This window comes from Streptomyces sp. T39 (assembly GCF_008042045.1).
Taxonomy (GTDB): Bacteria; Actinomycetota; Actinomycetes; order Streptomycetales; family Streptomycetaceae; genus Streptomyces.
The window spans coordinates 125,101-137,217 of the sequence record NZ_RDBP01000057.1; the positions used below are offsets into that span (position 1 = coordinate 125,101).

8 protein-coding genes and 1 pseudogene are annotated in these 12,117 nt (G+C 71.7%); 6 read left to right on the forward strand and 3 right to left on the reverse strand.

The window, feature by feature from the left end; all coding sequences use genetic code 11:
* Positions 1-199: 199 nt before the first annotated feature.
* Positions 200-1,060 carry an endo alpha-1,4 polygalactosaminidase gene (locus EAO77_RS34185; RefSeq protein WP_147992209.1) on the reverse strand — a complete coding sequence of 287 codons (861 nt, stop codon included), beginning with the start codon at positions 1,058-1,060 and terminating at the stop codon, positions 200-202.
* 87 nt (positions 1,061-1,147) lie between these two features.
* Positions 1,148-2,560 carry a GH1 family beta-glucosidase gene (locus EAO77_RS34190; RefSeq protein WP_147992210.1) on the reverse strand — a complete coding sequence of 471 codons (1,413 nt, stop codon included), beginning with the start codon at positions 2,558-2,560 and terminating at the stop codon, positions 1,148-1,150.
* A 419-nt stretch (positions 2,561-2,979) separates the two neighbouring features.
* On the opposite strand from EAO77_RS34190, the gene EAO77_RS34195 reads away from it, so the two are divergent.
* Together EAO77_RS34195 and EAO77_RS34200 are read left to right on the forward strand one after the other, a co-directional pair.
* Positions 2,980-4,359 carry a glycoside hydrolase family 5 protein gene (locus tag EAO77_RS34195; protein WP_147992211.1) on the forward strand — a complete coding sequence of 460 codons (1,380 nt, stop codon included), beginning with the start codon at positions 2,980-2,982 and terminating at the stop codon, positions 4,357-4,359.
* Positions 4,360-4,419: 60 nt separating this feature from the next.
* Positions 4,420-6,276: a glycoside hydrolase family 9 protein gene (locus EAO77_RS34200; RefSeq protein ID WP_147992212.1), complete on the forward strand. Its 1,857-nt coding sequence runs from the start codon at positions 4,420-4,422 to the stop codon at positions 6,274-6,276.
* Positions 6,277-6,728: 452 nt separating this feature from the next.
* Here the strand turns inward: EAO77_RS34200 and EAO77_RS34205 are convergent, their stop codons facing one another.
* Entirely contained in the window at positions 6,729-7,754 is a 1,026-nt protein-coding gene (locus tag EAO77_RS34205; protein ID WP_147992213.1) for a LacI family DNA-binding transcriptional regulator, read from the reverse strand.
* Positions 7,755-8,209: 455 nt separating this feature from the next.
* On the opposite strand from EAO77_RS34205, the gene EAO77_RS34210 reads away from it, so the two are divergent.
* From EAO77_RS34210 to EAO77_RS34230, 4 genes and pseudogenes are all read left to right on the forward strand, one after another.
* Positions 8,210-9,562: an ABC transporter substrate-binding protein gene (locus EAO77_RS34210; RefSeq protein ID WP_147992214.1), complete on the forward strand. Its 1,353-nt coding sequence runs from the start codon at positions 8,210-8,212 to the stop codon at positions 9,560-9,562.
* A gap of 93 nt (positions 9,563-9,655) precedes the next feature.
* Entirely contained in the window at positions 9,656-10,669 is a 1,014-nt protein-coding gene (locus EAO77_RS34215; RefSeq protein ID WP_147992215.1) for a carbohydrate ABC transporter permease, read from the forward strand.
* Positions 10,666-11,571 carry a carbohydrate ABC transporter permease gene (locus tag EAO77_RS34220; RefSeq protein ID WP_147992216.1) on the forward strand — a complete coding sequence of 302 codons (906 nt, stop codon included), beginning with the start codon at positions 10,666-10,668 and terminating at the stop codon, positions 11,569-11,571. The genes EAO77_RS34215 and EAO77_RS34220 overlap by 4 nt, the downstream gene beginning before the upstream one ends.
* A gap of 263 nt (positions 11,572-11,834) precedes the next feature.
* Positions 11,835-12,117 (forward strand): annotated as a pseudogene (locus EAO77_RS34230) (hypothetical protein); the annotation flags it as partial.

Here is a 12,117-nt window from a genome sequence, read left to right on the forward strand (position 1 = left end):
CCCTGGCGGGGGACGTGGCTTCGCCTGCGGGCCGGGGGGGCTCTGGAGGTCATTGCCGCTCGCTGTGCGGGAGCGGCACTGCCCCGCACGTGATTGCAGCCCGTCCGGCGCTTGAGGACACCCGCGTTCAGCGGGGGTGCGCCACCATCGGCCCGCACGGGGCGGACGAACCCCCGACACGACCGCCCCCCAGGGGGCGTCAGCACCTGCGGTGGACGTGCCCCGGCTCACCCGCCGGGAGGACATCGAGGTCGCGCAGGGTCATGGACACCCGCTCCCCCCACGCGCGGCACCCCGCCGCGAAGTCGCGCTCCGTGTACTCCACGTCGAACACCCTGCCGTCGTACGCCGCGGCGAACTCCCCGCACTCGTCGTACCGTGCGCACTCCTCCACGACCGCGAAGTCGAATCCGGTCCGGGCGCGCGCCGTCAGCAGCTCGGCGGTGTTCTTCTGGGCGATCGCCATCCCCTTGGCGTGGGCGCGGTCGCTGAGCATGCGGGCGAAGGCGATGGCATGGTCCTGGGTGAGCAGCCCGTCCGAGCGGGTCCAGGAGTCCAGGTTGTCCGGCTCGACCGCGTCGTAGCCGTCGTCGGCGCAGCCGTCGATCCAGGGGCCGACGACGGCGAGCAGCGCCGTGCGGTTGGCCTTCGAGGAGATGTCGAGCAGCGGCTCGTCCCAGTCCTCGTCGACCACCAGCTCGCCGTCGCCGTCGCGGAGCAGCAGCCCGGGGTGGTTCTCGCGCCACCAGTCCACCGCCTCGTCGGGCTGGGTCTGGAAGGCGTTGACGTAGCAGATGTTGTAGAGCCCGGCGGCGGGCTCGGCGGTGCGGTCGCGGGCCACGGCCCGGACGCCGTCGGGCGGCGGGTAGGCGCCCCCGAGCTGGTAGTCGAAGGCGGCGCCGGCGGCCGGCGGCCGCACCTCGGCGGGGGCCGCGCCGCGTCCGTCCGTCCCGCCGCCGCTGTTGCCGGCCGGGTCCGATGTGCAGGCGGCGGTCAGGAGCAGGAGGACGCCGAGCAGGGTCGCACGGGCGCCCCGGGACGAGGTGCGCATGACGGACATCGTCCCATGGTCCGGCCCGGCCGAACCGCGCCGCGCCCCGCGCGGCCCCCGCGTGCCCCGCCCCCTGGCGGGGCACGCGGTACCGGATCAGTCCGGCAGGCGGTTGTGCAGGGCCACGTTGCCGTACCAGAGCGCGCTCTGCTTCGGTGTGCGCACCTGCGTGTCGAAGTCGACGCGCACGATGCCGAAGCGCATGCCGTACCCCTCGGCCCACTCGAAGTTGTCGAGCAGCGACCACAGGAAGTAGCCGGCGACGTCGGCACCCTCCTCGATCGCCTGGCGGGTGGCCCGGAGATGCCCCTCGATGTACGCGGTGCGGTCCGCGTCGTGCACCTCGCCCGCGGCGGTCGGGGTGTCGTCGAACGCCGCGCCGTTCTCGGTGATGTACATCTTCAGGCCGGGGTGGTCGCGTTCGATGCGCACCAGCTGCCTGCGCAGGCCGTCCGCGTCGATCTCCCAGCCGATCCCGGTGCGCGGCAGGCCGCGGTCGATGAAGCGGACGTCCTCGGCGCCCGGCCACTCGGTCGGCCCGTCCGCCTCGCCGCCGCCGGCGACCCGGTACGAGGAGTAGTAGTTGACGCCCAGGAAGTCGATGGGGGCGCCGATGGCCTTCTCGTCCTCCGGGTGGATGTGCGCCGTGCCGCTGACGCGTTCCACGTGGTCCCGGATGTCGGCCGGGTAGGCCCCGTCGGTCACCGGGTCGAGGAAGAGCCGGTTCTGGAGGAGGTCGATGCGGTGTGCCGCGTCCTTGTCGGCGGCGCTGTCCGAATCAGGCTCCACCGGGTAGAAGTTGAGCGTGATGCCCACCTCCGCGCCGGGGGACGCCGCCCGGATGGCCGGTACCGAGAGGCCGTGGCCGAGGAGGAGGTGGTGGGCGGCGCGCAGCGACCCGGCGGGGTCGGTCCGCCCCGGGGCGTGGATGCCCTTGCTGTATCCGAGGAAGGCCGCGCACCAGGGCTCGTTGAGGGTGCCCCAGATCCGCACCCGGTCCCCGAGGGCGTCGGCGACCAGATGCGCGTACTCGGCGAACCGGTAGGAGGTCTCCCGGTTCAGCCAGCCGCCCTCGTCCTCCAGCGCCTGGGGCAGGTCCCAGTGGTAGAGGGTGAGCGCCGGCTCGATGCCGTTCTCCATCAGGCTGTCGACGAGGCGCCGGTAGAAGTCGAGTCCGCGCGGGTCGGCCGGTCCGCGTCCGTCGGGCTGGATGCGCGGCCAGGCCACGGAGAAGCGGTAGCCGCCCACCCCCAGCTCGGACATGAGGGCAACGTCCTGCTCGTAACGCGCGTAGTGATCGGCGGCCACGTCACCGGTGTGGCCGTTCACCACCTTGCCGGGCGTGCGCGAGAACGTGTCCCAGATCGACGTACCCCTGCCGTCCCGGTCCGCGGCGCCCTCGATCTGGTACGCCGATGTGGCGACGCCCCACAGGAAGCCGGGCGGGAAGGCCGAGGCGTCCGGCGGCTGCGAGAGGGCTGTGGGAGCCGGGCCGTTCTCTGCGGTCATCGTCATCCTCTGGTTGTTGTCCGGAAACTGAGAGCGCTCCCGCTCCGGCGACCGGGCGTCTCTGTGCGGGGCAGGCTGAGTACCAGAGACGCGTCAACCAGAATGGGAGCGCTCCCAAGAGCGTCGCGGGAGAGGTCCTCTGTTGTCAAGGCCGATGGGCTTCTGTCCCGCCCATTGACAGGCGGCCCCGCAGCCGCTTCATTGGTCGCGGCGCCGAATCCGTGGCGTCAGAACCTCCGTGTCGCCCCGGATGCGCAGCAGGTCCGGGTACCCGTGGTCCGATCGTCCGGGCCATGCTGACTGGGAGCGCTCCCGCACCGTCCCTGTCCGGCGCCGCACCGTGACCGGCGCCAGGGCGGGAGGGCCGAGCCGAGTGGGAGCGCTCCCGTATTCCGCAGGCAAGGGGAAAGGAGAGTTCCATGAGGTGGCACAGCACCCGCGGAGGGGGCCCGGGGCGGGCCGTACCCGTGGCCCTGACCGCGGCCGCCGCACTCGTCGCGCTGTCGGTGGCGTCTCCGTCCGCCGCGACCGGGGCACCCGCACCGCAGGCCCCCCGTGCCCAGGCCGGCACGGACTGGCTGCACACCGAGGGCAACCGGATCGTGGACGCCCAGGGCAACGAGGTCTGGCTGACCGGGGCCAACTGGTTCGGTTTCAACGCCGGCGAGCGGGTCTTCCACGGACTGTGGTCGGTCAACCTGGAGACCATCACCCGCTCCATGGCCCAGCGCGGCATCAACATCGTCCGGGTCCCCATCTCCACCCAGCTGCTGCTGGAATGGAAGAACGGCCGGGCCGCCGTGCCCAGCGCCGTCAACACCTGGGCCAACCCCGAGCTGAAGGACAGGACCACCCTTCAGGTCTTCGACGCGTTCCTCGCCCTGGCCGAGAAGTACGGCATGAAGGTCATGCTCGACGTCCACAGCGCCGAGGCCGACAACTCGGGCCACGTCCACCCCGTGTGGTGGAAGGGCGCCGTCACCACCGAGGACTTCTACGCCGCCTGGGAGTGGGTCACCGCGCGGTACCGGGCGAACGACACGCTCGTGGCGATGGACGTCAAGAACGAGCCGCACGGCACCCAGTCCTCCAGCCCGCGCGCCAAGTGGGACGCGAGTGCCGACCAGGACAACTTCAAGCACGTGTGCGAGACCGCGGGCAAGCGCATCCTGGCGATCAACCCGCAGGTGCTGGTGCTCTGCGAGGGCATCGAGATCTATCCGAGGAACGGCACCGACTGGACCTCCACCGCCGCGGCCGACTACCACTTCACCTGGTGGGGAGGGAACCTCCGCGGCGTGCGGGACCACCCCGTGGACCTCGGGGCGCAGCAGGACCAGCTCGTCTACTCGCCGCACGACTACGGGCCCCTCGTCCACCAGCAGCCCTGGTTCCAGGGCGAGTGGAACCGCGCCACCCTCGAACGGGACGTCTGGGACCCCAACTGGCTCTACCTGCACAAGGAGAACACCGCTCCGCTGCTCATCGGCGAGTGGGGCGGGCATCTCGACAACGGGCCGAACCAGAAGTGGATGACGGCCCTGCGCGACCTCATCGCCGAGAACCGCATCCACCAGACGTTCTGGTGCATCAACCCCAACTCCGGGGACACCGGCGGCCTGCTGGGGTACGACTGGACGACCTGGGACGAGGCCAAGTACGCGCTGCTGAAGCCCGCGTTGTGGCAGTCCGGGAACAAGTTCGTCGGTCTCGACCACGAGGTGCCCCTCGGCGGGGTGAACAGCACGACCGGCATCAGCCTCGGCGACCACTACGGCACCGTGCCCGCCGCCGGCTGAACCACCTCTCCCCACCGGAAGCCCCGGCTTCCGGTCTCCCCCCACTCCGGAGGCCGAACCATGCCCCGCACCCCCACCCGCACCGGCGGCCCGCCCTCCGCGGCCGCACCGGCGCGACGGCGGCTCTCCCGCCGCACCGCCGCGCTCCTCGCCGGCGCGCTGAGCGCCGCTCTGCTCAGCCCCGTGGCCGGCGCGTCCCCCGCGTCGGCGGCCGCGGACCCGAGCGCCGTCAGGGTCAACCAGATCGGCTATCTCACCGGCGCCGACAAGATCGCCACCGTGGTCACCGGCTCCTCGTCCCCGCTCGCCTGGGAGCTGCGCGGCACCGCGGACAACGCCGTCGTCGCCTCCGGCACGACCCGGGTCCACGGCTACGACCGCGCCTCCGGCGACCAGGTGCACCAGGCCGACTTCTCCTCGGTCACCCGGGCGGGCGAGTACCGGCTCACCGTCGCGTCGGCCGGCACCAGTGTGCCCTTCACCGTCGGCGGCGCATCGCTCTACCCCCGGCTCGGCCAGGAGGGCATGCAGTACTTCTACTTCCACCGCATGGGCACCGCCGTGGAGGCGCAGTACCTCCAGAACGGCGCCCACGCCCACGCCGCGCTGCACCCCGGCGACAGCTCCGTCCCCTGCTGGAACAACTGGTGCGGCGGCGCCCGCCTGGACGTCGCGGGATCCTGGGCGGACGCGGGGGACTTCGGGATCTACCCCGTCAACCACGCCATCTCCGCGTGGACGCTGCTCAACCTCTTCGAACGCGACCCGGCCGCCTACGGGGACGGCAGCCTGGCCGTGCCCGAACGCGGCAACGGGCGGCCGGACATCGTCGACGAGGTCGCCTTCGGCTCCCGCTTCATGGCCGGCATGCTGCCGCCCGATGGACTCGCCTCCCACAAGGTGCACAACCACTCCTGGAGCGCGTTCCCCGTCACCGACGTCGGCGCGGAGAACCGCATGGCCCGCTCCGCGATGCCGCCGTCCACCAACGCCACCTACGCCGTCGCCCGCACCGCCGCACAGCTCTCTAGGGTGCTGCGGCCCTACGACCCGGCCCGTGCCGACCAGTTGTGGCAGACCGCCCGCACGGCGTGGCAGCGCGCGGAGGCGCAGCCGGACGTCGACTACGCGACCGGGAACGACGCCGAGGGCGGCGGGGACTATCCCGACTCGAAGAACAGCGACGACCGCTACGCAGCCGCCGTCGAGCTCTTCCTCACGGCCGGCAAGCGCGCGGACGGCACCGCGGGCGCCTACCGCCAGGCGGTCACCGCGTCGCCGCACTACGGGGAGATCGGCCAGTTCGACTGGCAGGAGGTCGCGGCGGCGGGCACCCTCTCGCTGCTCACCGTCGGCTCCGACCTGCCGGCCGGGGACCTCGCGCGGATGCGCGGCGCCCTCGTCTCGTTCGCCGACTCCGTCGTCGCGGGACTCGGCGCCGAGGGCTACCCGGCGCTCCTCCCCGGGGGCTCCCCGTACCCGTGGGGCTCGAACTCCTTCATCGCCAACCGGATGCTCCTGCTCGGCACCGCTCACCACGCCACCGGTGACCTGCGCTACCTCAAGGCGGCCCACCGGGGCATGGACTACCTGATGGGCACCAACGCCATGCGCCTGTCCTACGTGACCGGCTACGGCGAGTACGCCGAGTCCGACCTGCACGACCGGCTCGCGTGGGGCCGCTTTCCCGGCACGTCCTACCCCCGGGGATGGCTCTCCGGCGGGCCCAACAACCAGGACATCAACGACCCGGCGACGCCCAGGGGCCGTGCGGCCGCCAAGTCCTACGCCGGCCCGGGGACGGCACCCGAGGCGTGGTGCTCCAAGGAGAACACCATCAACTGGAACGCCCCGCTGGTGTGGACCGCGACGTATCTGGACCGGACCGCACCGCTGCTCGCCTCCGGGCACTCCTGACCCCGCCCGGGCCGGTGCCGCCAGTGGGGGCGGCACCGTCCCGGTGCGGCATGCGGCCGGTCCACGGCGGGACCGGCCGCACACACTCCCCGCCGGCCCGGGGCCCCGGGCCGGCAGGGGGCCGTGGGCGTGGTGGACGCCCACACGGCCGGGCGGCGCCCGGCCCGCGGCGCCTGTGGGATTCGCCCCCTCGCAGGCGCCGCACCGCGTGTGCGGCCGGCCTCGGGGCTCGGGGGGTGCGTGGGTTCTCGGCCGGGGGTGCCGGTGCGCGCCGGGAGGGGCGCGCGGTGCGGCCTGCGGCCGTGCCGGCACAGGGGCCGGACGGGCCGGGGTGCCGGGGCAGGGCCCCGGGCGCCCGGCGGGGTCGCGGCGCCCGTGCGGGCGGCCGGCCGGCGCACCGCACTGCGCACGGTGTCCGCGAGCGGCGGACGGGCCGGGGGCGGCCGGGGCCGTCAGGCCGTGCCGCGGCGGACCAGTTCCGTGCGGAGGACGACGTTGCGCCAGGCCGCCCCCGGGTCGGACATCTGGTCGATGAGGACGCCGGCCATGGTGCGGCCCATCTCCTCGACCGGCTGGCGGACCGTGGTCAGCTGCGGGTCGGTGTGCTGGGCCAGGGGGGAGTCGTCGAAGCCGATGACCGCGACGTCGTCGGGCACCCGGCGGCCTGCCGCGCGCAGGGCGTGCAGCGCGCCCGCCGCCATCACGTCGGACGCCGCGAAGACCGCGTCCAGGTCGGGGTGGCGGCGCAGCAGCTCCGTCATCGCGTGCCGCCCGCTCTCCTCGGTGAAGTCGCCGTCAGCCGCCCAGGACGGGTCGTAGCCCTCGCAGGCGCCGCGCACGGCCTCCTCGTAGCCGCGCAGACGGCACTGGGCCACGTACATGTCGGACGGGCCGGTGATCGTGACGATCTTGCGGCGGCCGGTGGCGGCGAGATGCCGCACGGCCAGGCGCGCCCCGCCCGCGTTGTCCGAGTCGACGTAGGAGACCGTCTCGTCCGCCGTGCGCCGGCCGCCGAGCACGGTGGGCATGTCCATCTCGGAGAGCAGGTCCGGAAGCGGGTCGCTGCGGTGCACGGAGACCAGGAAGACCCCGTCGATGCGCCGGGCCTTCGCGTACTGGAGGAACCGCGCGCGCTCGCGTTCGGTGCGGACGAGGGTGAGCAGCAGCTGGAGCTCGGTGTCGGCGAGACCGATGCCGACGCCGTGGATGATCTCGGAGAAGTAGGGCTCGGTGAAGAACCGCTTCTCGGTCTCGGGCACCACGAGCGCCACGGCGTCGGTGCGGCTGCCGGCGAGTGCGCGGGCCGCGTGGTTCGGGATGTAGCCGAGCTGGGCGATGGCCTCCTCGACCGCGAGCCGGGTGGTGTCCCGCACGCCGGGCGACTTGTTGATCACCCGCGACACGGTGCCCCGCCCCACGCCCGCCAGCTCGGCGACCTGCTCGAGTGTGGGCTGGCCGTGTCGGCCCCGTACTGCCATGCGCGTGACCTCCGGTGCGGGATGGTGCTGTGGTGCCGATTCTCCCTGGAGACCGCGGTGACGGAGAGTTCGGGAGCGCTCCCATTATTGATCGTGGTCCGAAGGCTTGTCGAGGAGGGCTCCGCGCCTCCGTTCGACCAATGACGGCGGAGCGGCCCGAAGCGCCGCGCACGCCCGGTTCCTTCCGTTACGTCCTGAAGGAAAGCTCGGGGAAAAGGGAGATTCTCACGCCGGTGACATCTCGGAGCAATAAAGCTCTGTTGCGCGACCTTGACAGCGGGTGTCGCCGCCGGGAAGCTTTCGATCCAAGCAGAAGTGGGAGCGCTCCCACTGGATCCGCGGATCCGCTGTCCATCGCTTCCGCACTTCCTTACCCGTGACCGGTCCTGCTCGCCGTCAGCCCCACCCTGTCGCTCTGGGCCCGCCACCAGCCACAACAGTCGTAGGAGCCTCGAATGCGCATATCCACCGGTGCCGCCAGGCGCAGAAGCCGTGCGGTCACCCTCTCCACCTCGGGCCTGCTCGCCCTCGGACTCGTCCTGACCGGTTGCGGTTCGGACGGCGACAGCGGCACCGACGACGCCGCGGGCAGCGGCAAGCAGATCACTCTGCGCGTCGGGACCTTCGGCTCGTTCGGCTTCGACGACAAGACGGGCGCGAAGCTCTACGCCGAGTACGAGAAGCTCCACCCCAACATCAAGATCGAAGAGACGAACGTCGCCGACGGCCAGAAGTACTGGGACGCGCTCAAGCTGCGGCTCTCCCAGGGCAGCGGCCTCGCCGACATCCAGGCCATCGAGGTCGGCTACATCGCCGAGGCCACCGGTGACGCCATGGCGAACAAGTGGGTCGACCTGGGCAAGGCGGACGGCGTCGACACCTCCGCGTTCCTGGACTGGAAGGTCAAGCAGGCGACGACCCGCACCGACCAGGTCATCGCGCTCGGCACGGACATCGGCCCGATGGGCATCTGTTACCGCAAGGACCTCTTCGAGAAGGCCGGTCTGCCGACCGACCGCGAGCAGGTCGGACAGCTCTGGGCCGGCGACTGGAACAAGTTCCTGGAGCAGGGCGAGAAGTACAAGGCCAAGGCGCCCGAGGGCACGGCCTTCCACGACTCCGCGAGCGGCCTGTTCAACGCCGTGATCTCCAGCGAGCCCGACCAGTACTCCGACGACACGGGCAAGCTCCACTGGGAGGGCAGCCCCGGTGTCGCCAAGGCCTGGGACGTCGCCGTGAAGGCCGCGCAGGGCGGTCTGACCGGCAAGCTGCGGCAGTTCGACGAGAAGGGCACCTGGAACGCCGCCTTCAAGAACTCCAAGTTCGCCACCGTCGCCTGCCCGAGCTGGATGACCGGCATCATCAAGGACCAGGCCGGTCCCGCCAACAAGGGCAAGTGGGACATCGCCCAGGCGCCCGTCCCGGCGAACTGGGGCGGCTCCTTCCTCGCCGTGCCGAAGGCCGGAAAGAACACCGCCGAGGCCGCCAAGCTGGCCGCCTGGCTGACCGCGCCCGAGCAGCAGGCCAAGGTCTTCGCCGTCAACGGCAACATCCCCTCCACCACCGCCGGCCTCAGCTCCGACTCGGTGCAGAACGCGCAGCCCGAGTACTTCCCCGGCGTCCCGGTCGGCAAGATCTACTCCGCCGCCGCGCAGAAGATCACCCCGGCGCCCATCGGCCGCTACGACGGCCAGGTCAAGACCTTCCTGACCGACAACGGGATCCTCGACATCGAGACCCGCGGCACCTCGCCCGACAAGGCGTGGAACAACGTCAAGAAGCTGATCGAGGACAAGATCGACCAGTAGTCGCCCCGGCGCCGGCCGCCCGTCCCGCACGGGCGGCCGGCGCGCCCCGTGTCCATCCATGAACTTCATGACTCACCAGGGAAAGGGCGCCTGATGGCCACCTCCCTCAAGCCCGACCAGGACGCCTCGCCCCCCGTCGTCCTGTCGGGCAGCCCCAAGGAACCGAAGCGCCGCGACCCGGACGGCTGGCGCAGCCGCCTCTACCGGCTCGACCTCAAGGCGACGCCGTACGTCTACGTCGCACCGTTCTTCCTCGTCTTCGCCGCCTTCGGCCTGTTCCCGCTGGTCTACACCGGCTGGCTGTCGCTCCAGAAGGTGGAGCTCGGCGGAGAGGCCGAGTGGCGCGGCCTGGACAACTACCTCCGGCTGTGGGACAGCGACTTCTTCTGGAACGCGCTGGCCAACACCTTCACCATCGGCATCATCTCCACCGTTCCCCAGCTGCTGATGGCGCTCGGCCTGGCGCACCTGCTCAACTACCGCATCCGCGGACGCGGTTTCTACCGCGTCGCCGTCCTCGCCCCGTACGCCACCTCCATCGCCGCGGCGGCACTCGTCTTCGCGCAGCTGTTCAACACCGACTACGGTCTGATCAACCAGCTGCTCGGCTACGTCGGCATCGACGCGGTCAACTGGGAGACGGAGAAGTGGCCCGCCCAGATCGCGATCTCCACGATCGTCACCTGGCGCTGGACCGGCTACAACGCGCTGATCTACCTGGCCGCCATGCAGGCCGTGCCGAACGACCTCTACGAGGCGGCCGCGCTCGACGGCGCCTCGCGGTTCCGGCAGTTCATCAGCATCACGATCCCCTCGATCCGGCCGACGATCCTCTTCACCATCGTCGTCTCCACGATCGGCGCCACCCAGCTCTTCGGTGAACCGCTGATCTTCGGCGGCAGCCTCGGCATCGGCGGCGGCAGCGGCAACCAGTACCAGACCCTCAGCCTGCTGATGTACGAGAAGGGCTGGATCACCGGCGCCCTCGGCCAGGCGTCCGCCATCGCCTGGGTGATGCTGCTCCTGCTGCTGCTCATCGGACTCGTTCAGCACCTGCTCGGCCGGTCCGGCCGGGGGAAGAAGAAGGACGGAGCGGCTCGCTCATGACGCACGCCCTCAACAGGCCCGCTCCGGCCCACGGGCGGCCGCCTGCGCCGCGCAAGCGGTTCGGCACCAAGGCCGGACGCCAGCACCACGCCGGGCCGTTCACCTACGTCCTGCTGGGCTTCGCGGCGCTGATCTCGCTCTTCCCGCTGTACTGGAACCTGGTCGCGGCCTCGCACACCGGCGAGCGCGTGGTGCAGGCGCCGAGCCCGCTGCTGCCGGGCAAGGAGCTGTTCAACAACCTCTCCATCGCCTGGAACCAGGTCGACATGGGCGAGGCGCTCATCAACACGACGATCGTCGCGGGCGCCGTGGCGTGCAGCACCGTGCTGTTCGCCACCCTGGCCGGATTCGCCTTCGCCAAGCTGGAGTTCAAGGGCCGCAACGTGCTGCTGACGATCGTGGTCGCGACCATGACCGTCCCGCCGCAGCTGAGCGTGATCCCGCTGTACCAGCTGATCACCGAGTTCGGCTGGGTCAACCAGCTCCAGTCGGTCATCCTCCCCAGCCTGGTCGCCGCGTTCGGTGTGTTCTTCATGCGGCAGTACCTGCTGGAGGCCCTGCCGGTCGAGCTGATCGAGGCGGCCCGGGTGGACGGTGCGCACAGCCTGCGCATCATCTGGCACGTGGTCTTCCCGGTCGCGCGGCCCGCCATGGCGGTGCTCGGGATGCTCATCTTCGTGCAGGCGTGGAACGACTTCTTCTGGCCGTTCATCGCGCTGACACCGGACGGGTCACCCACCCTCCAGGTGGCCCTCGCCGGACTGGGCTCGGGCAACCACAGCATCAACCACGCCATCGTGCTCACCGGTGCCCTGCTCGCGACGCTGCCGCTGCTGGTCGTCTTCGCGGTGCTCGGCAAGCACATCGTGGGCGGCATCACCTCCGGAGCGGTCAAGAGCTGACACGCAGGGGAGCAGGGGCCCGGGACGCGCGTGGGGCGCGTCCCGGGCCCCTGTGTCGTCCGGGGCCGGGCGGTCCCGGGCCCCTGTGTCGTCCGGGGCCGGGCGGTCCCGGGCCCCTGCGTCGTCCGGGGCCGGGCGGTCCCGGGCCCCTGCGTCGTCCGGGGCCGGGCGTCCGCCGTGGCGCTGTCAGTGGGCACGGATAGGTTCGTCTCCGTTCCGCCGCGGTGGCGTGAACACCTCCCGTGTGTATTGGAGATGGTCCGTTGTCGGATGGGGAGAAGTCGAGCACGGTCCGGGTGACACCGCCCGCGCGGCCGCGCAAGCTCGCCAAGGTGCCGTTCGTCGAACTGGCCGACGGCCGCGTGCAGGGCGTGGTGTCCAGCGGCTCGGACATCGGCCGGGTGTACGTGTCCTCCGTCGCCGCCGGCACCTACGCCTTCGCGTGCAGCACCAACAACAACCGGCCCTGCGGCGGCGCGCGGGGCTCGTACTGCAACCACATCCGCGCACTGGTCGGCGAGGCCGTGCTCCAGTACGGCGCCGAGC

Bases quoted from the DNA above. Each gene is read 5' to 3' on its own strand.
- EAO77_RS34215 (WP_147992215.1), top strand. From the start codon at position 9,656: ATGGCCACCTCCCTCAAGCCCGACCAGGACGCCTCGCCCCCCGTCGTC.
- EAO77_RS34200 (WP_147992212.1), top strand. From the start codon at position 4,420: ATGCCCCGCACCCCCACCCGCACCGGCGGCCCGCCCTCCGCGGCCGCA.
- EAO77_RS34190 (WP_147992210.1), bottom strand. From the start codon at position 2,560: ATGACCGCAGAGAACGGCCCGGCTCCCACAGCCCTCTCGCAGCCGCCG.
- EAO77_RS34220 (WP_147992216.1), top strand. From the start codon at position 10,666: ATGACGCACGCCCTCAACAGGCCCGCTCCGGCCCACGGGCGGCCGCCT.
- EAO77_RS34195 (WP_147992211.1), top strand. From the start codon at position 2,980: ATGAGGTGGCACAGCACCCGCGGAGGGGGCCCGGGGCGGGCCGTACCC.
- EAO77_RS34210 (WP_147992214.1), top strand. From the start codon at position 8,210: ATGCGCATATCCACCGGTGCCGCCAGGCGCAGAAGCCGTGCGGTCACC.
- EAO77_RS34185 (WP_147992209.1), bottom strand. From the start codon at position 1,060: ATGTCCGTCATGCGCACCTCGTCCCGGGGCGCCCGTGCGACCCTGCTC.
- EAO77_RS34205 (WP_147992213.1), bottom strand. From the start codon at position 7,754: ATGGCAGTACGGGGCCGACACGGCCAGCCCACACTCGAGCAGGTCGCC.